The following is a 24,751-nucleotide window of genomic DNA, read 5'->3' on the forward strand; positions in this document are numbered from 1 at the left end:
CCAGCAAACGAGCCCCCCTTTTTCCAGGCGCCGGTCGCCAAACCGTCCCAATCCACCTTCCATCGCTCGCTCCATCGGCACACCCCTCCCGATGGATTCAGACTTCAGATGACTTGGCAACCCGCCGGCGGCCCCAGATGTGTGAACATGCTAGGGCTTGACCGGGGCATCCAGTACGCCGCGGCTTCTCAGTATACGTCGCCTGTCTCTGGAATACTGGATCGCCCGGTCGAGCCGGGCGATGACAGCGAGGGTGTGGCGAGCAGCTGCCTCCACATCGTCATTGCGCGCGGCGAAAGCGCCACTGTCCAATTGACGTCCTGCTGATATCATCGGGCCATCCCTGTCTTCTCGAACGTTGAGAAATAACGCGATGTACGATGTCATTGTTGTCGGCGGCGGCTCCGCTGGCGCCGCCGTGGCGGCACGGCTGTCCGAGGATCCCGCGCGGCGCGTCCTGCTGCTCGAAGCCGGCCGCGACTGGCGCGCAGATGAGGCGCCCTGGGAGGTACGGACGCCGAATCCGATCCCGATCATCCACAAGCGCGAGTACCAGGAGAAATGGCAGTGGCCTGATCTCCTATCGCGGCGCGTTGCCGGGCAGGAGGCGCGCTTCTACTGGCGCGGCAAGGGGCTTGGCGGCTCCTCGATGATGAACGGCCAGATCGCGATCCGCGGCGTTGCGGATGCGTTCGACGAATGGGCCGCCCATGGCTGCACCGGCTGGTCGGCCAGGGAGGTGATGCCGCTATTCTCCGTGATCGAGGACGATCTGGAGTTCGGCGATGCCGAGGGCCACGGCCGTGGCGGGCCGCTGCCGGTCTATCGGGCGCCGACGCAGACTTGGGGACCGATCGATCGGGGCTTGCGCGATGCGGCACTCGCCAGCGGCTATCCCTGGTGCGCCGACCTCAACGGTCCCGATGGCGAGGGCGTCGCCTGCTATCCCATCAACAGCCGCGACAGCCGCCGCATCAGCACCAATGAGGGGTATCTCGAGCCGGCGCGCGGCCGCGCCAATCTGGAAATTCGCGGCCATGCGCTGGTCGATCGCGTCCTGATCAGCGATGGCCGCGCCACCGGCGTCCGCGTTCTCATCGAAGGGCAGGGCACCCACGAGATCAGCGCGCGGCAGATCGTGCTGTGCGCCGGCGCGATCCACAGTCCGGCGATCCTGCTGCGCTCGGGCGTCGGCCCGGCCGACGAGTTGAAGGCGATGGGGATTGCGGTCACGCGCGATCTGCCGGTCGGCCGCCACTACTTCGACCATCCGCTGTTTCGCGCCACGATCCAGCTCCACGAGAATCTGCGGCCGATCGATCCGGACACCCGTCACACCAATTGCTGCGTGACCTATTCCTCGAGGCTTGCCGAGGGCGGTAAGCGCGACATGATCCTGATCGCCTTCAATCATCGCGGCATCGGCAATCCCGGGGCGATCGGTGCGGGCCTGTTCAACGCGTACTCCCGAGGCACGCTCAAACTCGCCTCGACCGACCCTGCGATCGATCCCCTCGTCGAGGAGAACATGCTGGCCGATCCCCGCGACATGCTGCGCATGATGGACGCAGTGAGACGGCTCGCCGTGATCACGTCCCAGCCGGCGCTGGCAGGCATCGCGGACTGGATCCGGCTCGCCGACACCGATTTGACCTTGCCACAGGCAGCAGCGCTGCCGGATCACGAGCTCGACGCAGTGCTGCGTCGTGAGACCGGCGACATCCAGCATGCCGCCGGCAGCTGCCGCATGACCAGCGTTGGGGATGCCGACGGCGTGGTCAATCCTGACGGCGGGGTGAAGGGCATTGCGGACTTGCGCGTCGCCGACGCCTCGATCATGCCGTCCGACTGCCGCGCCAACACGCATTTCACCACGGTGGTGATTGGGGAAGCGATTGCGCGGATGATGATGCGGTAGTTTCTGCTGCGCCAGATTCCACTTATTCCGTCATCCTGAGGCGCGAGTGGCGCGATGCAAAAGCATCGCGCCGGGAGCCTCGAAGGATGGACGGCCGACATGCTTCGATATCTTAGCGGCGACAGCGGGGCCGTCGCCCTTCGAGGGCCGCTGAAGAAGCGGCCACCTCAGGGTGACAGCGATAGAGCTGTTTCTCCAGCGTCATTGCGAGCGCAGCGAAGCAATCCAGAATATTTCTGCGGAGGGATTCTGGATTGCTTCGTCGCATCAGCGCAAAATTGCTTCACAATTTTGTCGCGAACTCCTCGCAATGACGGAGCAAATGGCGGACCCATCGCGCTCCAATTCACATTTCAAACAGCAGACACACGATCGCCTTCCCGCGGCGCATATCGCCCGAGTTTTGCTCCAGGTGCCGCCCTCGAAAATGACGAGGGCGCAGGGAAGGCCGGGCGCCGGCGGCACCCGAGATCCGTGCGCGGCAGAAATGCACACGGGTGGACCACAGGTGTTGCCGGTCGCCCGGCCTTCCCTGCGCGAATGGTTTTAACGGTGTCCTTCGTGCTCTCCTCGGGGAGCGTTGCACTATTGCCCCCGTCGCCTTGCGGATAATCGATGCGCGCGCCCGGTCGGGCCGCCACATCACCGCAAGACTTGACGCACAGACCCCGGGCGTCGGGACCACACGACTTCTCCGTCCGCGCACGTCCTCGCTGGGAATCCGGGGGGTGGCGTGTGCTCGCCCCCGAAGCCATGCGAAGACGCTGTCAGCGTCGTGTCGTTCGCGCGACAGCCATCGCTCACGGTGTCCCGCCCTGCAATGCCTGTTACGCCCGACGCCGTCGCGTCCATCGCTGCCCAGCCCGCGGTTCGTGACGATCGCGATCCGCCCCTCGTCTCGGGCCAGGGTGATCGGTGTGTACGATAAATCCGAATTTCGGTAAAGTGGAATATTTCGCGGGACGGGGCTTGACAGGCGACGTAGCGGAATTGGTCGGCTGTTTTGCCCGACGGGCACGCTGCGACGAGCGTTTTTTGAGGACGGGTGTTCGCGAATGGCAGCTTCAACGGCAAAGCGGAAGTCGTTCCGCTTGGTCGCCTCGACGGCTTGTGACCCTTAGCCGACCAATCGCGGCAAGGTGCGCGATGGCAGCGTCTGACCCAAAGCCGATCTTCGGCTTGGCTGACAACGCCAAATGCCCCCGGATGGGCACCTGTTGATCTGAATCAATAGCGCGGTCTTGCGTGGATGCTTCTTTTGGAACTTCTACTTTGGCGTGCCGACCTGACCCCATTCCTCAAAACGGTTGTCTAACACAACAAAGGGTGCCTCCATGATCGCGATCGATCGACGTGTTTTGCTTGTTCTTGGCGTTGCCGTATCGACGTGCTTGGCAGCCGCCGTACCATCGCGCGCACAATCCATATCGCCCGCGGAAGCGCAGCAGATCGCCACCGATGCCTATGTCTATGGCTATTCGCTGATCACGACTGAAGTGACCCGCGTTCAGATGAGCAACGTGCCAAAGGTCGAGGGGTTCACAAGCCCGACTGGTCAGTTCGTCAATGTTCCGCGCTATCCGCCTGCGGACTATCGCGGCGTCTCCGCGCCCAACGCTGACACGCTTTACTCGGTTGCTTGGCTCGATCTTGCGGAGCCGCAGGTATTCAGTCACCCAGACATGGGCGACCGTTTCTATCTCTTTGAGCTTACCGATTTGTGGATGTCGGATTCAGAGTCATCGCCGAGCAAGCGGACTGCAAGCGGAAAGGCGGCCAACTACTTGTTCACCGCGCCGGGCTGGAAAGGTGAGGTGCCGGCGGATATGAAACATTTTCCAATGGCTACGCGCTACATGGTCATTCTCGGCCGCACATATGCCGATGGCAGCGAGGCCGACTACAAGGCCGTCAACACGTTGCAGGCACAATATAAGATTACGCCCCTTTCCGCTTGGGGAAAGCCGTATACCCCTGTGACACCGCCGGTAAATCCGAGTCCGGGTTTCAGCATGACCGATAAACCGCAGTCGGTCATTCTTGCCATGGGAACGGAGGGATACTTCAATTTATTGGCTAAACTGATGGCATCCGCGGCTCCGGCGCCTGCGACGGATGCACCGATACTCGCGAGCATGGCGAAGATCGGTATCGAGCCTGGGAAGCCGTTCGAGATGAGCAAGCTTGACCCAGTTGTTCAGCAGGCATTGAAGGACATTCCACAGACAGCACTGAAGAAGATCGAGGCAAACAAGGAAAATCTTGGTGGGATAGTCAACGGCTGGTCGATTACCAAAGGGTTAGGTACCTACGGCCCTGCCGATTACATGAAGCGAGCGGTGGTGGCGGCATTTGGCTGGCCTGCCAATCAAGAGCGTGACGCTGTCTATCCGAACACCGAGAAGGACTCGGCTGGACAGAAGCTGAGCGGTGCGAACAAGTACACGTTGATCTTCCCAAAAGATGCAACGCCCCCCGTCAACGGCTTCTGGTCGTTCACCATGTATATGATCGACCAAGGCTGGTGGTTCGTCCCAAATCCACTCAACAGGTTTACCGTGAGCATGCGAGACAATCCGAAGTTCAATGCCGACGGGTCGCTGACGCTATACTTCCAAAACGAGTCGCCGGGCGCAGAGAAAGAATCTAACTGGCTGCCCGCACCGAAAGGCGATTTTGTCCTAATGCTGCGGATGTACTGGCCAAAAGAGACTACCCCTTCCATCATTGATGGAAGCTGGAAAGTGCCGCACGTCGTCAAGGTCAACTGAGCTAAAATAAACTCCGCCGGCGCGCGAAGGACAGCGCCGGCGGCGTTCTCTGCTCGCGAAGTCGCTACGGACGGCCGCTTGTGGCCCATGGCTGACCTTAGCTCAGAGCGTCGCGAAGTCTGCTTCCTGAGGGTGAGCCGAACAGCGCTATGCAAGCTGGCTAAGGCAGCCTTTGACCCAACTCGGACCCTGCATCATAGGGCCGTCCTGTGAACCTCTACGGCCACTCCTGGACCTAATCTGTGGGGGGTTCAACGGAGGGATTAGGTCATGGCCATTGTACAATTTACACGCTTCAAGAGCGATAAGCCTGAGGAGATGATCAAGACTGCCAAGCAGGCGAAGGCAATCTTCGAAAAACATGGCGCAGAATTTCTTCGGCTTTCTCGATTTCACACTGGTACGTGGGCCGGGGAGTTTCTTATCGCTACGCGCTATTCCAGTTGGGAAGTGTACGGAAAAGTACAGGAAGCATTGGCAAAGGACGAGGCATTCGCAAAGCTGTACGCGCACACAGCTACCTTTGCCGAATTGACTGGCCGTAACATCGCGGTCGGCATCGATCTCTGAGGCTCCGCTGAGAGTTGCCGGCGTTGCCTTCGAGTATTGAGGTACTGTGAGCCGCATCGGCCGCGGAGTGCTCTCTTTCAGTGTACGATCCCAGCTGACCGAGCCGCCATCCGTGGTCGATGTCGCCTCTTGGCCCCTTGCCGAAGGTCTCTCTGTTCATCGGAATGTCGCCTCACAGAGGTAGAGCGGACATCGCTTGGTTCGGCTGGAGGCGGCGGCTTGCCCAAAGCCTTGGCGCCACACGCCGTACTTGCGACGCAGCATCGCAGTCCGCGCGGCCATCGAACATGATACGACATCTCCCGTCTCCCATTGTCCTCAAGCTGCGATGAGGATCCGATGAAGCGGCGGGAGTTCATAGCGGCTACTGCGGCACTGCTCGTTTCGCGAAGGCGCTCGTGGGCGCAGGGAACTCGCCGTCGACTTGGCTTTCTTGCCATAGGTGATGGGAGCGGGCGGGCCCTAAACCAAGCCGAGCGTGTGTTCGTTGATACGCTGCGAAGTCTCGGCTGGGTGGAGGGGAAGAATCTGGTGATCGAGTATCGCTTTTCCCAACCCCCGGATCGACTACCAGCCTCCGTCGCCGACCTGGTTGCACTCAATCCGGATGTCCTCGTTGCTCCGGGACCACAAGCAGCCATGGCCCTGAAATCGGCGACTGCCACCATTCCGATTGTATTCGTGGGGGTAGCAGATCCCGTGCAGCTCGGCCTCGTCCAAGGCCTGTCACGCCCCGGTGGCAACATAACGGGTCTTTCGACCATGGTACCAGATGACTTCCTCGCTAAACGTCTCGAAATCCTTCGGGAACTCGTACCCGGCGCCTCGAAGATCGCGCTTTTGGTCAATCCCGACAACCCAATGCAAAGGCATTACTTGGCGGAAGAGATACCCAGCATGGCTCGTAGGCTTGGTATAGTTCTGCTGATAGTTGAGGCGACCAGGGCCGAAGAACTCGACGCCGCCTTTGCCTCGGCCGCCGCTCAACACGCCGATGCGATAATCGATCTTGGTGATCCTCTCACCTATGTCGAGGCTCCGCGAATCATCGCGCTGGCGGCGAAATATCATCTGCCGGCAATGTACTTGTTCCGACATTACGCCAATGGCGGATTGTCGGTATACGGAGCCGAAGCGGGCGATCTGATGCGCCGTGCGGGCGGCTACGTGGACAAGATACTCAAAGGCACCAAGCCTTCTGAGTTGCCGGTAGAGAGGCCAACCAAATTCGAGTTGGTCATCAACATGAAGACCGCCAAAGCACTCGGTCTCACTGTGTCCCCCTCGTTGCTCGTCCGCGCCGACGAGGTGATCGAATAGCGACCACAATTGCGGCGGTGCATTGAGTCTGCAGATGGCCCATCAGCGAAGTGACGCCCTCTCGGATTGACGTCCGCTCCGTGAGGGATAGCGGACTGGATCTGCTCACCCCGAGTTCTTCGCATTTTGACCGCAACTGAGACATTGGCGCTGGGCTTCTGTCCCTCGTTTTGCGTTCAGGACCATGGCGGCTCTTCGCTCCTCCCTGCTGTCTCGTGGCGGATCGTGACATCCGCCGAACGCAACCCGGTCAGCAATACAGTTCTGACAGAGGCAGCATCAAATCCAATATCCTTGGCATTTGGCGGATGTGCCTCGCTGTTCTTCAATCGGAGCGCAAGGTGCAATTGCTCGCAAAGGTGCTGAACGACGAGATTGACCTGATCGTCAGTCATGATCGGCTTCTCCGGGGCGCGATTGGACCGCCCATGGGATCACTCTGTGCGATGACCATGGGCGGATGAATGAGACGCATTCCGTTCGCTACAAGGCGCGAGTCCGAAATTCGACGACATCAGCAAGAGGGCGGCGCTCCCACGCAACTGGCGGCGTGTTCGGCTACTTTATGCCCGAGGACCCATCAGGCTCTATGTGCACCAAAACCTCGCCGGTTGTGATTTCGGGAACTCCAAGATCGAGGTCAGGTAGACTTGCTTGAACAAACGCCAGTATCTTGGCATTTGCTGCATTGGCGCTTTCGCGGTCGTCAAATATCATCACAGCGATACCAGCACCGTCGCCCGCATCCAGCACATAGTAAGATTTGAATCCGTGCGATTGCCGTAGGATCTCGCCGACGCCGCTCTTGGCGCGGCGAGCAGCGTCCGCTACCGAACGAACCTTGGCGTACTTGCGAATGACCATGTACATGGGGCCACCACGCGCCACACGCCCCCACGCATCAAAGCACATCGGCCCTAGTCGGACTAGGGCCTTCTCCGGGATGGGTCACACCGCCCGGTTGGGCGGACCGCGCAACGCGCCTTGTCCGATGAGCCATCCTCGCCCCGCAAGCGGGGGCCGAGGTGCCGAGGCTCAGGAGCCCTCGAACTTGAACGACACGCTGAGCTTGGCGCGATAGGCCTCAACTTTTCCGTTCTCATCCAGTTGCATATCGAGCTTGATCACCTCTGCAACGCGAAGATCCCGGAGAGATTTCGCAGCTTGCTCGACCGCATTGGCGGCCGCCTTCTCCCACGAGTCGCTGCTGGTACCGACCAGTTCTATGACCTTGTAGACGCTATCAGGCATGTCGTCCTCCTGTTCGGTATGACCCAGGAAATCTAGCATCAGGATCTCGACGCTGATACCGTTTCGGGGATGCCCCCGGAGCCGAGTTGGGACAAACTGCATCTGGCGGAAGGGCGGCTCTTGGCTCCGAATGAACTGCCGGACCTGCGCCATCGTGTCCGCTCATGGCGGATCGACGGAAAAGCGTCCGGTTGGCTGTCTCTTTTCAGTCTCTCCCGGATCGGAAGGCAGCACGATCCGGTTGGCGCGGAAGCTCACGCTCAAACAAAACGGCTATGGCTCGTGCCGAGCGCGAGAAAGATGCCCCAAGAAACTCTGGAAGGAAGCTCTGGCTCGCACGCGAACCATCTCGGTCGCCTGCCTCGCCGAAAAAGGGGTAAAGTGCCCCAGGGCTCACATCCGAGGAGCAACAACATGACCCTACTCCCCGAGCTGGTTCCCGCCAGGATCGACTGGCGTCTCTTCGCGGTTATGAGCACGATGCCGCCTCGAGATCCTGATGACGACGAAGAAGATGACGACGAAGAGGATGAGGACGAAGACGAGGAGGAGAACCAATCCGACGAATCGCCGGTCGTGCGCGAGCCGGACGAAGACTAAGCGGGATGCTTGGAGGTTGCCTGAGCTTCGGTGAGTGCGATCCCCAGCCTGCGTGCGGCGCGCTGGTGCGTCCGGCGGCTTTCAAGGTCGGTCTGATTCCGAGAGCCGCGGATAGACGCTGAATGGACCAAAGTTTCGGCGCAGCTCTATCGGCGTTCACGGGTAGAGGAGGTGAGCATGACCCTCATATGGCTTGGTGTGCTGCTTGTTTTCGGCGGCATACTCCAGATGGCGTTTCAGCCCATCTGGCGAGGCCGATTCAGCGGTGGAAGGTGGCTTCGCTCCGGGCGTGACACGCTGGAGCCTGAAAGGCCAGGTGGCGGCTTCGGCATCAAATCGAACTGGCCTGGACTTGTGATGGTCGCACTTGGCGGCACTTTCTTGCTGGCCGGAGCTGCCATCTGAGCTGAAGCGAATGTCTCGGGCGTCGCCGGTTATCCGGCCGCGCCAATGTGCTGGAGCCGTATCTCTTCCTGCGCCTAAAGCCGACATGCAGCCCCGTCGGCGAACCGACGAGTACGTGCCTCAAATCACCCCCGCCATCCGCAGCGCCACCCCGGCCGCGCATGAGCCCGCCAGCACGGTCAGCATCCCCAGCTTGAACCGGAAGATCGCAGTTGCTGCCGCGATTGACAGCACCAGCGCGGGGAGATCGACGCTCGTCAGCACCGGCCTGTCGAAATCCAGCGGAAACGCGTGCACCGGCACGGTCTCGCGGAACAGCGTGTGCAGCGCGAACCAGATCGAGAGGTTGAGGATCACGCCGACGACGGCTGCGGTGATCGCGCTGAGCGCGCCGGCCAATCCCGTGTTGCCGCGCAGGCGCTCGATATAGGGCGCGCCGACGAAGATCCAGAGGAAGCAGGGCGTGAAGGTGACCCAGGTCGCGAGCAGTCCGCCATACGTCGCCGCGAGCAACGGCGACAGGCCGCCCGGATCGCGGAACGCGGCCATGAAGCCCACGAACTGGAGCACCATGATCAGCGGTCCCGGCGTGGTCTCGGCCATGCCGAGGCCGTCGAGCATCTCGTGCGGCTTCAGCCAGTGATAATGCTCGACCGCCTGCTGGGCGACATAGGCCAGCACGGCATAAGCGCCGCCGAAAGTCACCAGCGACATTTTGGAGAAGAACAGCGCGATCTGGCTGAACACGTTGCCTTGCCCGAGCGCGAGCAGCAACACGACCACCGGCACCAGCCAGAGCGCCAGCCACAGCGCGCCGGTGCGGATCGTGCGCGCGGTGTTGGGGCGCACATGCTCGGGCACGGCTTCGCCGAGCATGCTGTCGATCAATGCGGTGCTGTCGCCATGGCCGTGACCGGCGGGGGCGAACTCAGGACGGCCGCTCCGCGCGCCGGCATAGCCGATGAGGCCGGCGGCGATGATGATGATCGGGAAGGGGACGGCGAAGAAGAATATCGCGACGAAGGCGATTGCCGCCAGCGCGATCATGATGCGGTTCTTCAGCGCGCGCTTGCCGACGCGGACCACAGCCTCGACGACGATGGCGAGCACGGCGGCCTTGAGCCCGAAGAACAGCGCCTCGACGAAGCTGACATTGCCGTAGATGGCGTAGATGTAGCTGAGGCCCATGATGGCGATGATGCCGGGCAGGATGAACAGCCCGCCCGCCATCAATCCGCCGGCGGTGCGATGCATCAGCCAGCCGACATAGGTCGCGAGCTGCTGGGCCTCCGGGCCCGGCAACAGCATGCAGTAGTTCAGCGCATGCAGGAAACGGCCTTCGGAGATCCATTTCTTCTCCTCGACCAGGATGCGATGCATCACCGCGATCTGGCCCGCGGGCCCGCCGAAGCTCAGGCAGGCGACGCGGAGCCAGACGCGAAAGGCTTCACCGAAGCTGATGCCGTGACCGGCATCAGCTCCAGCTTGAACGTTACGGGTGTCCATTAAGCCTTCACCTTGTTGGTCGGCCAGTTGTGGGTCTCGGTGGTGGCATCACGGCACCAGCGGTAGAAGGCGTCGTACAGCGTCATGCCGGCCTCGAGCTGCGCGAGGTCGTCGTCATACATCCGCGACAGCCCGAGCGAGGCGGCGAGCAGGCCGGGCGCCTCCGGCGCGAGGTCGGGCCGCGCGGTGTCGGCGCCGCGCACCAGCGTGGCCAGCCGCAGCAAAGGCGGCGTCGCAATGCCGAACTCCTCGATCATCACGTCGAAGGTACAGAGCTCGCCGCGGTGGCTCCAGAACACGTTCTCGATGTCGAAGGGGGCAGCATTGAATCGCTCGCCGACGGCGACCACCTCGGATGGCGCCACATACAGGAACACCGCATTGGGATCGACGAAGCGGCGGATCAGCCAGGGGCAGGCGATGCGGTCGACCTTCGGCCGCGCTCGCGTGACCCAGACGGTGCGCCCCTTGGCATCGCGCGGCGGCAGCTTGCGGGCGTCGACCAGCGGGAGCTTGGCCGCCTTCCAGCCCTCGAAGCCGCCCTCCAGCGTCTCGGCCTCCACGCCGAGCTGGCGGAGCCAGGCCGCCGTGCCCTGCGCGAGCTTCTCACCGCGGAAGCACGAGACGACGGCCCGGCGGCCGGCGAAGTCGCCGCCCCAGTCCGTCACATTGTCGTGGCTGAGCTTGATGGAGCCGGGGATCAGCCGCCGGTCGGCGGCAAAATCCTCGTCGGTGCGCACATCGATCAGGGCAGGGCCGTTCGCCGTGCCGATCAGCCGTGCCAATTTGTCAGATGATATGGTCGTGAACGTTGACATGATGCGTCCTCGCATAAATCGGGGGACGCGATACTTGGGCATGTCGCCTCGTGGGGAGATCGCTCAAATCCCCATGGCGCGGATTACAGCGAAACTAAGAAGCACTGTCAATCCACGGGATGATTGGACCTTCGAAAAGTGATGCACGGCGACTATACTGTCCGCCAACAGAGCTGAATCTCCTGGAGAATTCGATGCATTCCCATTCCATCGAACAATGGACCCACGACCACGCTTTTCTGGGCCAGAAGCACGACGAGAACGAGCGGCGCACCTGGTTCGTGGTCGTCCTGACGCTGGTCATGATGGTCGGTGAGATCGTGGCGGGCTCGCTGTTCGGCTCGATGGCGCTGCTGGCCGACGGCTGGCACATGGGCACGCATGCCGCCGCGCTCGGGATCGCCGCTTTCGCCTATCGATTCGCGCGGCGGCACCTGGGGAATGCGCATTTCACCTTCGGCACCGGCAAGTTCGGCGATCTCGCCGCCTTCGCCAGCGCGGTCATCCTCGGCCTGATCGCGGTCGAGATCGCCTATGAGAGCGTGCTGCGGCTGATCAATCCGGTGCCGATCGTCTATGGCGAGGCGATCGCGGTGGCAGCCCTCGGGCTGTGCGTCAATCTCGCCAGCGCGTGGCTGCTGCGCGACAGCCACGATCATCACCACCACGGCCATGATCATGGTCACAGCCATGCACATGATGCCCACGGCGATCACGACCATGATCATGATCATCACGGCCATCATCATCATCACGACAACAATCTTCGCGCGGCCTACGTCCATGTCATGGCCGATGCCGCGACCTCGGTGTTGGCGATCGCAGCTCTTGCCGTCGCCATGTATTCGGGATGGGTCTGGGCCGATCCGGCGGTCGGCCTGATCGGCAGCGTGGTGATCGCCAGCTGGGCGTTCGGCCTGATCAAGACGTCAGGCGCGGTGCTGCTCGACGTGCGCGCCGACGAGAAGCTGGAGCGGGTGATCCGGGCGCGCATGGAGGTCAGCGACGACCGCGTCACCGACCTGCATCTCTGGCAGGTCGGCCCCGGCCATTGCGCCGTCCTGCTCTCGGTGGTGTCCGACAAGCCGAAGCAGCCGGCGGTCTACAAGCGGCGGCTCGCCGGATTGAAGGGCCTCAGCCACGTCACGGTGGAGGTCGAGACATGCCCGCATTGACGTGAACCGCGCGAGCGGAATTCTGCGACGCGGCCGGGGTTGATCCTCGGTCGCAGCCCGCATGGCTGTACCGGAGGAACAATGATGTCCAGGATCACGTTCGCTGTCGCCATCGCTGCACTCGCTCTGTCCGGCCCCGCGGCGCTGGCGCAATCGGAAAAGGCCGGCGTCGAGAAGCTCTATGTACTCAACTGCGGTGAGGGCACCGCAGGCGATATCTCGCGCTGGACGCCCGGCCTGAACGAAGGCAAGACGATGGACTTCGTCGACACCTGCTATCTCGTCAAGCACGCCAAGGGCTGGTTCCTGTGGGACACCGGCATCGCGGATTCCGTCGCAAGCATGCCGAATGGTCTCGTGCCCGCCGATCCCAAGGCCGTCACCTGGCGCCGGCCGAAGACGCTTGCCGCCCAGCTCGAACAGCTTGGGATGAAGCCCGACGACGTCAAGGCGATGGCGGTCTCGCACACGCACCCGGACCACACCGGCAATGTCGAGCTGTTCCCGCAGGCGACGCTCTACGTGCAGAAGGCCGAATATGATTGGCCCGGCGCCAACAACGAGCCGCGCTTCAAGCCCTCGCACCCGGTGGAGCTGCTTAACGGCGACAAGGACGTCTTCGGCGACGGCAGCGTGACCATCCTGTCCACGCCCGGCCACACGCCCGGGCATCAGTCGCTGCTGGTGAAACTGCCGAAGACCGGCGCGGTGGTGCTGTCGGGCGACGCCGTCCATTTTAGGGATAATTGGGACAACCGCCGCGTCCCCAGCATGAACGTCAACAAGGACCAGAGCGCGGCCTCGATGCAAAAGATCGCCGACACGCTGGCCAAGGAGAAGGCGCAGCTCTGGATCAACCACGACAAGGCCCAGCGCGACAGCCAGAAAATGGCGCCGGAATTTTACGACTAGCTCTCCGCAGCCGCTGTTGCCACGTCGATGGCAGCAGGGCTGTGCTAGCCACTCTCAAAAGCTCCGCGACGGGAGACGATTGTGGGGGAGTGGCTCGGAGTTGCGATCGCGCTGGCGTCGAGCAGCCTCGGCGGCACGGCGGCGGCGATCACTCGCTATCTCGTCGGCGGCGCCGATCCCATCCTGCTGGCGATCCTGCGTTGGGGGATCGGCTTTCTCTGCCTCTTGCCGTGTGCGCTGATGCTCGGCGTGCGCTGGCCGCAACGGCCCGACTGGCCCGCCGTGGCGGCGCTCGGCGTCTGCTTCTTCGGCCTGTTCTTCATCCTCTACAACATCGCGGTGTCCTACACGACAGCCGCGCGCGCCAGCCTGGCGCTGGCGACGCTGCCGCTCCACACCATGGTGGTCGGCGCGCTGCTCGGCGTCGAGCGTCTGACCGCCCGCAAGATCACCGGCGTCGGCATCGCCGTGCTCGGGGTGGCGGCGGCGTTGGCCGCGGGCCTCGCGCACAGTCCGCCTGGCGCCTGGCGCGGCGAGCTGATCATGACCGGCGCGGTGTTCTGCATGGCGTTCTACAACGTGCTGTCGCGGCCGCTGATGCAGCGCTCCAGCGCGCTCGGCTTCCTCACGGTCGGCATGGGCGCAGGCGCCGTGGTGCTGGTGCTGGTGGGTCTGGTGAAGGGCAGCTTTGCGGCGCTGGATCATTTCACGTCGGCGCAGTGGATCGCCGGCATTTATCTGGGTATTGGCGGCGGTGCGCTCGCCTTCATCCTCTGGGTCATGGCCCTGGCGCGGGCAACGCCGACCCGCGTCGCCAATACGATGACGGTCAATCCGATCGCGGCCACCTTGCTGGCGGCGCTGCTGATCGGCGAGCCGATCACGCCCAATCTTCTGCTGGGGCTGGTCGCGGTCTTCGCCGGCATCTGGATCGCAACCAGCGAGGCAAAGCCGGCCTAGCTTTTTGGCGCCGTCATTGTGGCCGGGCTCGCGTCCGGCGTCTTCTTCGGCTTCAGCGTGCCGGCATAGAACGAGACCAGCCAGATCAAGAGAAGGGCGAGGAGGTAGACGCCCCAGGCCTGCGGCGGGGTGGTGGCCCAGCGCAGGAGGCCTTTGAACGTGCGGGGCGGGCGGGTCTCTTCGCTCATCGCCCGCTTGTGCGCGAAAGCGGCTGTACGGTCAATCCGGCCGCGGCTTGGTGCGGATCAGGAACAACGCCGCCAGCGCCGACAGGCTGAGCGCGGACGAGACGATCAGCACCTTGGCGCCCATGAGGTCGATCAGCAGGCCGAAGGTCAGCGGCGCCACCGCCTGCGCCATGCGTGCCGGCGCGCCGATGATGCCGAGACGGTAGCCGAAATCCTTCGGGCCGAAGATCGATAGCGGCAGCGTGCCGCGCGCGATCGTCAAGATGCCGTTGCCCGAGCCGTGGAACAGCGCGAACGCGCTCGCCGCGGCGCCGCCGAAGATCGCCACGATCACCGCACCGATCGGGTGGGTCAGACAGGAGAGCCGGGTCGACCACAGCGGATGGAAGCGGCTGAGAAAGCCGGCTTCCAGGATGCGCGCGCCGACCTGCGCCGGGCCGATCAGCGCGCCCGCCGCGATCGCCTCGACCGGCGTTGCGCCTGTCGTCTCGAGGATGCGCGGGAAATGCGCGGCCATCGCGCCGGTGACGGTCCACACCGCCGCGAAGATGAAGGCGAGCAGGACCATGGTGCGGTCGAGCGGCAAATGCGGCTTCTCGGCCGTGGCTGACGCCTGCCTGGCGCCCTTGATCGTCGGCAGCACGAAGAAATTGAGCGGCAGGCCGATCAGGATGTTGGCGGCCGCCCAGGCAAAGCAGGTCTCGCGCCAGCCGATATGCGACAGGCCCCAGGCCGTGAGGGGCCAGCCGACGGTGGAGGCAAAGCCCGCCATCAGCGTGATGCCCGTGATGGGCCTGCGCGCCTCGGTGCCATAGATGCGCCCCAGCGCGGCGAAGGCGGCGTCGTAGAGCCCCATCGCCATGCCGATGCCGAGCACGAGCCAGGCGAACACCATCACCGGAACGGAGTGTGCGAAGCCAAGCAGCGCGAGGCCGGCGGCAATCGTCAGGTTCGAGGCCGACAGCACCTGCCGGCCGCCGACGAGATCGATCTGCCGTCCGATGCGCGGGCCGAGCATCGCCGAGATCACCAGCGAGGCCGAGAACGCGCCAAAGATCCAGTTGGAGGAGACGCCGAGATCGCGCGCCATGGGATCAGCGATCAGCGCCGGCAGATAATAGCTGGACGCCCAGGCTAGGGTCTGCGTGGTGCCGAGCGCCAGGATGATCGGAAGCTGGCGCTGGCTCATATTTTTGTATTTCTGGTCGGCAGTGACATCGGTTCCATTTGCAGCCGGCACGACAGTGCGTCAACAGCGGTTGCGGCATATTCGACCTGCTGCAGGCGGGCCCTTGGTTGCATGACGTTCGCGCTTGGCCTTCCGCTCGTCACGAATGCACGCCATAATGGCGCATGCAATTGACCTCGCGCCTTGCGCTGATGAACTGGCTGACCGGCCAGGGGCTCACGGGCCTTCCCGAAAACGAACTGCTCCGCGGCTTCTGTGAGCGCTGCTGCGCCGAGGGGCTGGAGCTGTCGCGCGGGCTCGTCGTGATCGACACGCTGCATCCGATCTACGAGGGCCGCGGCTTCCGCTGGAGCGACCGGCCCAGCAACGAGAGCGACGCGTTCGAATACGGCTCGACCGCCGAGGGCGATGCCGCCGCAAGCTGGCGCCGCTCGGTGTTCTTCCACATGCTGGAGCATGGCCACGACGAGATGGTGATCGATCTGGCCGACGCGCCGTCGATGGATTTTTCGCAGATCGGCGAGCTCGCCGAAAAAGGCCACAAGCACTATCTCGCCTTTGTGCACCGCTTCGGCGAGAACGGCGCGCTCGGCCTGATGGACTGCCTCTATTCCTGCTGGACCACGCGGCGCGACAGCGGCTTCTCCGAAGGCGAGCTCGAGGCCCTGCGCGATCTCGTGCCGGTGCTCGGGCTCGCGATCAAATCGGGGCAGCAGGTCGACATCGCGCGCACGCTCGGGCGCGTCTATCTCGGCCGCGACGCCTCCGAGCAGGTGCTGCGCGGGCGCATCTCGCGCGGCGTCACCGAGCGCATCAACGCCGTGCTCTGGTACTCCGATCTGCGCGGCTCGACCGGAATCAGCGAGAGCATCGGCCCCGACGAGATCATCCCGTTCCTCAACGATTATGCGCAGGCCGTGATCGACGCGATCCACGAGGCCGGCGGCGACGTGCTCAAGCTGATCGGCGACGGCGTGCTCGCGATGTTCTGGGGTGAGGACATGGCGGATGCGCGGCGCGCTGCGCTCCGCGCCGAGCATCTGTTCCGCAAGAACGTCGCGGCGCTGAACAAGCGGCGGGAGGCCGACGGCCGTCCGACGACGTCGGCTTATATCGGCCTGCATGTCGGCGAGGTCTTCTACGGCAATATCGGCAGCGAGGACCGGCTCGACTTCACGGTGGTCGGGCCGACCGTCAACGAGGTCAGCCGCATCGCCTCGATGAGCCGCTCGGTCGACCGCGAGCTATTGGCATCGGCGGAATTCTACAAGGGCCTGGATGCCGCCGGCCGGCGCTATCTCGTGTCCACCGGCCGCTATGCGCTACGCGGCATCGGCCGCGCGCAGGATCTCTACACGCTCGATCCCGAGGTCGACGCCAGCGAGCCGGTGACGGGGAGCTACGAGCGGTACCTGGCGAATTAACACCCCACCGCCACCTCATCTCCCACCATGTCCGGCTGCCGATCCAGCGCCACCGCCGGCGACAGCCAGATCACCAGCGCCTGCACGCCGAACACGGCGGCCGCGAGATAAAGGCAGGCTTCCGCGCTCCAGAGGCCGCCGACGATCGCGCCCAGCGCCGAGCCGAGCGGGCGGGCACCGTAGCTCATGATGTTGATGGCGGAGACGCGGCCTAAGAGGCGCGGCGGTGTCACCGACTGGCGCAGCGTCGTGGTCGAGATCACCCACAGGATCGGCCCGACGCCGAGCAGGAAGAAGCTCAACGCCGCAAGCCAGGGCGAGGGGACCAGCACCGTCAGCGCCATCACCACAGCTGCAACGAAGCCCGTCACCGGGCCGAGACCGACGACGGTGCCAAAAGCCACGCGCTGCATCACGCGCGTTGCGAACAGCGCGCCGATCACCATGCCAACGCCGTACATGGTCAGCACCGTGCCGACGCCGGCGGCGGTCAGGCCGAGATGGCGCACGGCATAGGGCACGAACACCGCGATCTGCAGGAACCAGCCGGTGTTGAAGATGAACTGGGTGATGAACACCGGCCGCAGCAGCGGATGATGGAATACGAAGGCCGCGCCTTCGCGGATGTCCTGGAACGGATGGCGCCGCGGGGCGGGCGCGCGCGCGGGTTCGAAGATGCCCGAGAGCAGCACCACCGCAATCGCCGAGAGCGCCGCGGCAAAGCCGAAGGCCGGGCTCCCCCCCCACCAGCCGACCAGTGCGCCGCCGAGGGCGGGTCCACCGGCAAAGGCGACGGTGCGCGCCAGCTCGATGCGGGCATTCGCCGCCGGCAGGAGGTCGGAGCTCACCAACGACGGCACCAGCGCCGGCGCGGCCACGCTGTAGACGACGGTGCCGCACACGGCCGCGAAGCCGAGCAGCGCCAGCAGCGGAAGATTGAGGGCGCCGAGCGCGAGCAGCAGCACGATTGTCCCGAGCGCCGCCGCCCGCAGCGCCTCGGCCCCGGCCATCAGCGAGCGGCGTGAGATGCGGTCGGCGAGCAGGCCGGCCGGAATTGCAAACAGCACGAAGGGCAGGGTCAGCGCGGTCTGCAACAGGCCGGTCTGGCCTTCCGCGACCCCGAGCGTGAGCACGGCGACGATGGGAGCTGCGGCCAACGCGATCTGCTCGGCCGACTGCGCCGCGAGATTGGACCACGCGAGGCGGCTAAAGGTGTCGGGGAGGCGAGGCGGGTTTGACATGGCTCATTTCCTGCAAAGTCGGGTTGGCGCCAGTATCCGGCGCCAAGGGCCGCCAAACCCACCCGCTTCCCGACACGGCGGCGAATAACGGCAGGAACGGGAACCCGTGCTGCTAGATGCAGTTGCAAATGAGTTGCAATAAGACTCGATTTCGGTATTCTCGCCCCATGGATGCCCGCTCGCCTGATTTGACACCCGACGCCGCCGGCTGGCGCGCTGATGCGCCCGTCACCAAAAGCCTCGCCGAGGTCAACGCCACGGTCGCCGTTCCGGCCGCGGGCCGCTGGTGGCGCCGGCTGCTCGCCTTTGTCGGCCCAGGCTATCTGGTCTCGGTCGGCTACATGGACCCCGGCAATTGGGCGACCGACCTCGCCGGCGGCTCCAAGTTCGGCTACACGCTGCTGTCCGTTATCCTGCTTTCGAATTTGATGGCGATCCTGCTGCAGTCGCTGGCGGCACGGCTCGGCATCGTCACCGACCGCGACCTCGCGCAGGCCTGCCGCGCCACCTATTCGCCGGCGGTGAATTTCCTGCTCTGGCTCGCCTGCGAGGCGGCGATCATTGCCTGCGATCTCGCCGAGGTCATCGGCACCGCGATCGCGCTGAAGCTGCTGTTCGGCATTCCCCTGATCGGCGGGGCGCTGCTCACGGCCCTCGATGCCTTCCTGTTGCTGCTCCTGATGAACCGTGGCTTCCGCTTCCTCGAAGCCTTCGTCATCGCGCTGCTGGCGGTGATCGCGGTCTGCTTCGCGGTCCAGATCGTGGCTGCGGCGCCGCCGGTGGCGGAGGTCCTGCACGGCTTCATGCCGAAGAGCGAGATCTTCACCAACCCCGAGATGCTCTACATCGCGATCGGGATCATCGGCGCGACGGTGATGCCGCATAATCTCTATTTGCATTCCTCGATCGTGCAGACGCGCGCCTATGAGCGCAACGACACTGGCCGGCGCGAGGCGATCAAGTGGGCGACGACGGACTCGACCATCGCCCTGATGCTGGCGCTGTTCATCAATGCCGCGATCCTGGTGGTCGCAGCCGCAACCTTCCACAAGAGCGGCCATTCCGAGGTTGCCGAGATCGGCCAGGCCTTCGAGCTGCTGTCGCCGCTGCTCGGCCTCGGCATCGCCTCGACGCTGTTCGCGGTGGCGCTGCTCGCCTCCGGCCTCAACTCGACGGTGACGGCGACTCTCGCCGGCCAGATCGTGATGGAAGGCTTTCTCGACCTGCGCCTGCCGAGCTGGGCGCGCCGCCTGCTCACGCGCGGCATCGCCATCGTTCCGGTGATCGTGGTGACGGCGATCTATGGCGAGCGCGGCACCGCTGATCTGCTGGTGTTCAGCCAGGTCGTGCTGTCGATGCAGCTGCCCTTCGCGGTGATCCCGCTGGTCCGCTTCGTCTCCGACCGTCGCAAGATGGGGCAGTTCGCGATTCCGGGATATGTCGCGGCGATAGCGTGGATCGTCGCGGGCGTCATCGTGATTTTGAACGTGAAGCTGCTGGTAGATACGCTGTTCGGGTGAGGGCGGCGGCTATCTGTCCGGCCCGTTCAAGTGGGCCTTGCTCGGATAGCGCCTCCGATCAGGCAGCCAGCATGACCTTCCCGAAAGCGAGCATCTGCCCCAGTTAGATGTGTTGGCTGGCGACGTGCTCCCGATTTCGCGCGCATGGGTTGCAAATCCTGGCGTCGGAACTCGATTTGGCAAACTGTCACTTTTCAATTTGTGCGGCGCGCGTATACTAGTTGCAATTGCTGACCAGGCGTACAATAATAACCCCTGTTTCAGCATTGATTTTGCTTCCGGCGGGATGATCGGCGGGTCCTGCGCCGGACCAACAGCGGCCACTGCAATTCTCCGGACTCATCTATCGGTTGTGCGCGACTTTAGTTGGCGCACGAATTTTTTGGTTTGATCGTTTGGATTGATCGACAGCTTGTTTTTCTGCTGAGCGGGTTCGCGCCCCGAAGGGGCGATGTTCAAGCCAGAACGCGTTGGTAATTTCGTTCAAGTCATTGATGAGTGTGTGCTGCCGTGACCAGGTGCCCCGCTTGTTCAGCCCGTATTTCCCGCGAGCATCGCTTCTGCTCTCAATGTGGCGCGAGTCTCAATCGTAACGCGGAGGAGCCGGGTGCCCCGGACCGCGATGCGCACGTCGTCCAGCTGCACCATCATCTTCCCGTTCGCTCGCAGATGCTGACTGAAAACAAGCAGGTCAGCGTGCTGTTCGTCGACGTCTGCAATTCGACCTCCCTATTGCAGCATGTCGACCCCGAGGAAGCCCGCGCCTATCTCGGCAGGGCACTGGACCGGCTGGCTGAAGCAGTCGAGACCTATGGCGGCACGGTGAGCCAGTTGCTCGGCGATGGCCTCGTCGCCTTGTTCGGCGCGCCCGTGGCGCAGGAAGACCACGCCCTGCGGGCGTGCCTTGCCGCCCTCAAGATGCAGAGAGCATCCATTCCAGCCCATGACGTCGGAGGCGTTGTCAGCCCGACGCTACGCATCGGTATCAATTCGGGCGAGGTGCTGGTCGGTGTCGTCGGACAGTACCGGTGGTCCCATTACGGCGCGGACGGAAAGACCATCCATCTCGCTTCGCGACTTGAGAAGATGGCGCCGCCCGGCGGCATCCTGATCAGCGCCGCGACGCAGCGGCTGGTCGCGCAGCAGATCGACACGCGTACGGCCGGCGTGCGGACCGTGCGCGGGCTGGATGTTCCGGTCGAAGTGCATGAAGTCGTGGTGGAGACCGAAAGTTCGGCGGCAGCGCCGTTGACGCGGAAGCCGCGCTGGGCGCCTCTGATCGGACGCGAAGACACGTTGAGGATCCTGGAAGGGACCCTGGAGACTGTTCAAAAGTCCGGAATGCGAACGATCGGGTTGTGCGGCGATGCCGGGATCGGCAAGTCGCGCCTGATCGTCGACTGGATGGACAGCCTCGCGCGGGAGGGGGTGGAAGTCTGCTTTTCCCAGGCGAGAGGATATGCGAGCACGCGGGCCTACAGCACCGCCACCGATCTGACCGCAAGTTTGGTCGGGCTTCCGCAAACGAGTGCGGCAGACATTCGGCATTCCGCCAAGCAGGCGTTGATTGCGAAATGGCCCGATGACGGCGCCGAGCATCTGGCGGCGGTCAATGATCTCTTGGGACTTGCGGCGCCGGATGAGGCCTGGCTGGCGCTGAACCCGGCGCAACGACGGCGCCGGATCGGCGAGGCGTTGCTCTGGCTCGTGCGCAGACGCGTGCGGTCCGGCGCCTTCCTGCTCGTACTCGAGGACGTTTTCCTGGCCGACCGCGAGAGCCGGCGGCTGTTCGAGGGCCTGCTTCCCAAACTTCAGGCGCTGCCGGTCTTGATTTGCGTCACCTATCGCCCGGATTTCGACCATCAGTGGCGTCGAGCATCCTGGTTTTCCGAGCGCGTGATCGAGCCGCTGGGCGACGGAGAAATGCTCCAGCTCGCGCGCGCCTTTCTCGGCGATGATCCGTCCGTGCTCGGCGTCATGACCGAACTGGTCGCGCGTGCCGACGGCAATCCCTTCTTCCTGGAGCAACTGGTCTTCACGCTGATCGATGACGGGTCGCTGGAAGGGACCCCTGGCGCCTACCGTTTGCAGAGGCCTTTCGGAGAGCTGCGCGTGCCGGGCTCCATTGCGGCGGTGATCGGGGCGCGGGTCGACAGGCTGCCCGAAGCCGCAAAGTCGGCGCTCGAAGCTGCGGCCATCCTTGGTGATCCGATCACGCGCGACCTGGTTGCCGCGATGCAGGCCGTGGACCTCGAGCGTGCCGAAGAACTGCTGGGTCTTTGTGTCGCGTCCGGATTGCTGACGAGTCCGGATCAGGCGAGGGGCTCGCACGAGTCGCATGCCTTCGCATTCCGCCATGCGCTGGTCCGTGACGTCGTGCTCGGAGTGCTCACGCGCGCCAGGCTCAAGGCGCTGCATCGCCAGGCCTTCCTGGCGCTGCACGCCCAGCCCGGGGCCGCCGATGTCGATGCCGCGCCGGCACTGGCGCATCATGCCTTCGGGGGCGAGGAATGGGAACAGGCGGCAAGATTCGCCGTCAAGTCGATGGCTCGTGCGATCTCGCGCTCGGCCAATCGGGAGGCTGTCCAATTGCTGGAGAAGGGCATCCAGGCGGCACGGCGCGTCGAGGGTGCGACGACCGCCCAGACCCTGGAGCTCGCGCTTCGGCTGGAGGCCATTGGCGCAATGCTGGCTCTCGGGCAGATCGACGAGATCTTCGACAACATGGAGCGGGCTGAAGCCATCGCCGTGCAACTGAACGATCAGCGTGCACGGGCGGCGGTTTCGACCGAGACGGCCGTGTTTCTGTGGATGCGCGGACATTTCGAGCAAGGTCTGGGCTACGCTTCGCAGGGACTGGAAGCGGCGCGCCTCGCACAGCGCCGTCACATGATGATGGCGGCGCATCAGACCCGCCTCATGCATCTGCATGCGCTCGGGCGGTACGCGGACGCGGCGGCCGAGGGCCGGATCCTGCTGTCGGACTACGAACCGGAATTGTCGGCGCATTATGTCCAGCCCGGCTGGGCCGCGATTCCGATCATCAACCTGTACGCATTTCATGCCAGCACGCTGTGGCGCCTCGGGGATGGCGGCGCCGCGGACGATTTCTTCGCCAAGAGCTATGAGATTCTGTCGAACATCGATCACCCATATTCCCGTCTGTTGATCGACACTGTCCAATCGCAGATCTGGGTCGAACGCGAGGAGCTCGACCGTGCCGAGTCCTTGATGCGCACGGGTGTGCAGCAATGCATGACGCACAACGTGCCGACGATGCTGTCCGTGTGCACCGGCGTTCTCGGCAGCGCGCTGGCGCGCAATGGCAAGGCCGCCGAAGCGGTGCCCATGCTGGAGAAGGGGTTCGCCGATCGCATCTACGAGGCGGCCGGCCCCTATGGCAGGACGTTCATGCGCGTCAGCCTGGGTGTCGCCTATCGCAAGCTCGGACGACTGGACGATGCGATCGCCGTCGGACGCAAGGCGGTCGAGCAGGCCGCCGAGGAATACGGACACCAGACCGAAGCCCTGTACGAGCTCGCCGAAACGCTGCGGCAAGCCGGCGATCAGGCCGGGGCCGAAGCGCATTTCAAGCGAACCGCCGAGGCGGCGGAGCGTCTGGGCATGCCTCACTACCGGATGCGAGCCGCCGCGGCGCTCGCAGATTGGCGGAAGGACGGGTACGCAGCATGAAAATCTCAGCTGGCACTCCTGATGCAATGCCGCCGGGGCTCCGCAGCCTCTCCTATGGGATCTTCTGTTGGGCCAATCGCCGTCCGAGGGCATTGCGAGCCGTCGGTGCCCTGTTTCGGCTTTGGCCATTCGCCGGCGGCTGGTTCGGCATGGCGGCACGCGCCAGTGCGGTCAAGGGTGTCCTGACCAGGCCGCAGAGTTTCTCGAACTCTGCCCATGCGGCCAATCTGGCCGCTGGCGATTACCTGATTGGCATGGATCCGGGGCCCACCTACCACGACGACAGGCGTCTGCTTGATGCCCGGTTGGCTTTGCTGGCTGCGAGCTTGCCGGCCGCGGCCGATCGGGAGGTTCAGCTGCGCGTCCAGCAGCTTGGGCAGCTCGGGACGAACAAGTCGTTCGACCTCATTGACGACTACCTGATGTGGATCGTGTTTCGATCGATGGATCCGCTGTTCGGGGCGGCAACGGGCAAGGTGGTGGCGGGCGCGCATGGCAACGCCACCGACCCGGGGCTGCAACGGCAATATCTCCTGGAAATCAGGTATGTCGCAGGCCAGCTCCTTGCAGGAAGCACTGCGACGCTGAGGGTCCAGCGACGGGCAGAACTCTGCTCGGATGCGTTGCGTGCACGTATCGCCGCCGTGAGCCGCGACATCCAACAGGCTTGGGGTGTCCCGAGTACTGCCAGCACCATCACGCGGAATGCCGCCGGTCTTGCCTGGATTTCGCATCCGGTCACGGTGCAGTCGGGGGCGCTGGCCGTGCAGGAGTTGCTCAGGCGCTCCAAGGTTCACCGGGCCCTGCGGGCGGAAGCCCAGCGGCTCGGGCCGGCCGGCGTTTGGCAAAACGCCAAGTTCCGCGATCTGGTGCGCGAGCACGTGCTCGAGCTCATGCGTTTTCGGCCCATCTTTCCGCTGCTCGCGCGCGACGTGCCGCGCGATACGGAATTCGAGACCGGCGCGCGGCACAATGCGCCGTGCTCCGCTGGCGGCAAGATGGCGATCTGGTCGATCGCCGCCCTGTTCGATTCCAGGGTGGTCAAGAAGAGCGGTCAGTTCTGTCCCGCCCGCGATTGGGGGCCGCACCAGGATTTGCGCTGGCTGATGTTCGGATACGGCACCCGCCAATGTCCCGCCAAGGATTTCGCGGTCGAGATCCTGACCAGCGCGCTGATTGGTCTGCTGATCCTGCCCGAGCTGCGACTAACGCGGGGCGAGGGCAAGGCCATCGCCTACGATGGCGCACTGATGTCCCGCATGCGCGTGAACTTCGTCTGACGGATTGGGG

General features: G+C 64.1%; 21 protein-coding genes. 13 read left to right on the forward strand and 8 right to left on the reverse strand.

Features of this window, described 5'->3' with window-relative positions; translation table 11 throughout:
- Positions 1-373 precede the first annotated feature (373 nt).
- The 4 genes from CV770_RS18125 (at position 374) to CV770_RS18145 (ending at position 6,579) form a co-directional block, all read left to right on the forward strand.
- A complete protein-coding gene (locus CV770_RS18125; RefSeq protein WP_104463264.1) occupies positions 374-1,918 on the forward strand; it encodes a GMC family oxidoreductase in 1,545 nt (514 codons plus the stop codon).
- 1,334 nt (positions 1,919-3,252) lie between these two features.
- On the forward strand, positions 3,253-4,689 hold the full coding sequence (locus tag CV770_RS18135) for a DUF1254 domain-containing protein (RefSeq protein WP_104463265.1): 1,437 nt from the start codon (positions 3,253-3,255) through the stop codon (positions 4,687-4,689).
- A gap of 270 nt (positions 4,690-4,959) precedes the next feature.
- Positions 4,960-5,259 carry a hypothetical protein gene (locus tag CV770_RS18140; RefSeq protein ID WP_091967377.1) on the forward strand — a complete coding sequence of 100 codons (300 nt, stop codon included), beginning with the start codon at positions 4,960-4,962 and terminating at the stop codon, positions 5,257-5,259.
- A gap of 339 nt (positions 5,260-5,598) precedes the next feature.
- The gene (locus CV770_RS18145; protein WP_104463266.1) at positions 5,599-6,579 is read left to right on the forward strand and encodes an ABC transporter substrate-binding protein; all 981 of its coding nucleotides are present in this window, start codon (positions 5,599-5,601) and stop codon (positions 6,577-6,579) included.
- Between the two features lie 176 nt (positions 6,580-6,755).
- Here CV770_RS18145 and CV770_RS41655 read toward each other — a convergent pair whose 3' ends face one another.
- The 3 genes from CV770_RS41655 to CV770_RS43880 form a co-directional block, all read right to left on the reverse strand.
- Positions 6,756-6,974, reverse strand: a complete 219-nt coding sequence (locus tag CV770_RS41655; RefSeq protein WP_146101302.1) for a hypothetical protein — start codon at positions 6,972-6,974, stop codon at positions 6,756-6,758.
- Positions 6,975-7,137: 163 nt separating this feature from the next.
- On the reverse strand, positions 7,138-7,449 hold the full coding sequence (locus tag CV770_RS18150) for a hypothetical protein (protein WP_091965144.1): 312 nt from the start codon (positions 7,447-7,449) through the stop codon (positions 7,138-7,140).
- 165 nt (positions 7,450-7,614) lie between these two features.
- Entirely contained in the window at positions 7,615-7,983 is a 369-nt protein-coding gene (locus CV770_RS43880; protein ID WP_283808012.1) for a dodecin family protein, read from the reverse strand.
- A 261-nt stretch (positions 7,984-8,244) separates the two neighbouring features.
- Here CV770_RS43880 and CV770_RS18160 point away from each other — a divergent pair, with 261 nt between their 5' ends.
- The gene (locus tag CV770_RS18160) at positions 8,245-8,430 is read left to right on the forward strand and encodes a hypothetical protein (RefSeq protein ID WP_091965146.1); all 186 of its coding nucleotides are present in this window, start codon (positions 8,245-8,247) and stop codon (positions 8,428-8,430) included.
- A 177-nt stretch (positions 8,431-8,607) separates the two neighbouring features.
- Positions 8,608-8,835, forward strand: coding sequence for a hypothetical protein (locus CV770_RS18165; protein ID WP_026202141.1), 228 nt, complete (start codon positions 8,608-8,610; stop codon positions 8,833-8,835).
- Positions 8,836-8,955: 120 nt separating this feature from the next.
- On the opposite strand, the gene chrA is transcribed toward CV770_RS18165, so the two are convergent.
- Both chrA and CV770_RS18175 read right to left on the reverse strand, forming a co-directional pair.
- Positions 8,956-10,341 carry a chromate efflux transporter gene (chrA, locus tag CV770_RS18170; protein ID WP_104463267.1) on the reverse strand — a complete coding sequence of 462 codons (1,386 nt, stop codon included), beginning with the start codon at positions 10,339-10,341 and terminating at the stop codon, positions 8,956-8,958.
- On the reverse strand, positions 10,341-11,159 hold the full coding sequence (locus CV770_RS18175) for a chromate resistance protein ChrB domain-containing protein (protein WP_028144262.1): 819 nt from the start codon (positions 11,157-11,159) through the stop codon (positions 10,341-10,343). Before CV770_RS18175 ends, chrA begins: the two co-directional genes overlap by 1 nt.
- A 194-nt stretch (positions 11,160-11,353) precedes the next feature.
- On the opposite strand from CV770_RS18175, the gene dmeF reads away from it, so the two are divergent.
- The 3 genes from dmeF (at position 11,354) to CV770_RS18190 (ending at position 14,206) form a co-directional block, all read left to right on the forward strand.
- On the forward strand, positions 11,354-12,334 hold the full coding sequence (gene dmeF / locus CV770_RS18180; RefSeq protein WP_104463268.1) for a CDF family Co(II)/Ni(II) efflux transporter DmeF: 981 nt from the start codon (positions 11,354-11,356) through the stop codon (positions 12,332-12,334).
- Between the two features lie 81 nt (positions 12,335-12,415).
- On the forward strand, positions 12,416-13,246 hold the full coding sequence (locus tag CV770_RS18185) for an N-acyl homoserine lactonase family protein (RefSeq protein WP_104463269.1): 831 nt from the start codon (positions 12,416-12,418) through the stop codon (positions 13,244-13,246).
- Positions 13,247-13,327: 81 nt separating this feature from the next.
- Entirely contained in the window at positions 13,328-14,206 is an 879-nt protein-coding gene (locus CV770_RS18190; RefSeq protein ID WP_104463270.1) for a DMT family transporter, read from the forward strand.
- On the opposite strand, the gene CV770_RS18195 is transcribed toward CV770_RS18190, so the two are convergent.
- Complete coding sequence (locus tag CV770_RS18195) at positions 14,203-14,394, reverse strand: hypothetical protein (RefSeq protein ID WP_104463271.1); 192 nt, start codon at positions 14,392-14,394, stop codon at positions 14,203-14,205. The genes CV770_RS18190 and CV770_RS18195 overlap by 4 nt on opposite strands.
- Before the next feature lie 31 nt (positions 14,395-14,425).
- Positions 14,426-15,583: an MFS transporter gene (locus tag CV770_RS18200; RefSeq protein ID WP_104463272.1), complete on the reverse strand. Its 1,158-nt coding sequence runs from the start codon at positions 15,581-15,583 to the stop codon at positions 14,426-14,428.
- 164 nt (positions 15,584-15,747) lie between these two features.
- Here CV770_RS18200 and CV770_RS18205 point away from each other — a divergent pair, with 164 nt between their 5' ends.
- Complete coding sequence (locus CV770_RS18205) at positions 15,748-17,007, forward strand: adenylate/guanylate cyclase domain-containing protein (protein WP_104463273.1); 1,260 nt, start codon at positions 15,748-15,750, stop codon at positions 17,005-17,007.
- Here CV770_RS18205 and CV770_RS18210 read toward each other — a convergent pair.
- A complete protein-coding gene (locus CV770_RS18210; protein ID WP_104463274.1) occupies positions 17,004-18,248 on the reverse strand; it encodes an MFS transporter in 1,245 nt (414 codons plus the stop codon). The genes CV770_RS18205 and CV770_RS18210 overlap by 4 nt on opposite strands.
- A 167-nt stretch (positions 18,249-18,415) precedes the next feature.
- Here CV770_RS18210 and CV770_RS18215 point away from each other — a divergent pair, with 167 nt between their 5' ends.
- From CV770_RS18215 to CV770_RS18225, 3 genes are all read left to right on the forward strand, one after another.
- The gene (locus tag CV770_RS18215) at positions 18,416-19,768 is read left to right on the forward strand and encodes an Nramp family divalent metal transporter (protein ID WP_104463275.1); all 1,353 of its coding nucleotides are present in this window, start codon (positions 18,416-18,418) and stop codon (positions 19,766-19,768) included.
- Between the two features lie 669 nt (positions 19,769-20,437).
- Positions 20,438-23,461, forward strand: coding sequence for an ATP-binding protein (locus tag CV770_RS18220; RefSeq protein WP_245453778.1), 3,024 nt, complete (start codon positions 20,438-20,440; stop codon positions 23,459-23,461).
- Positions 23,458-24,741, forward strand: a complete 1,284-nt coding sequence (locus CV770_RS18225) for a cytochrome P450 (RefSeq protein WP_104463277.1) — start codon at positions 23,458-23,460, stop codon at positions 24,739-24,741. The genes CV770_RS18220 and CV770_RS18225 overlap by 4 nt, the downstream gene beginning before the upstream one ends.
- The last annotated feature ends 10 nt before the right edge of the window (positions 24,742-24,751 follow it).

Origin of the sequence: Bradyrhizobium sp. AC87j1 (assembly GCF_002936975.1) — a bacterium.
GTDB lineage: Bacteria > Pseudomonadota > Alphaproteobacteria > Rhizobiales > Xanthobacteraceae > Bradyrhizobium > Bradyrhizobium shewense.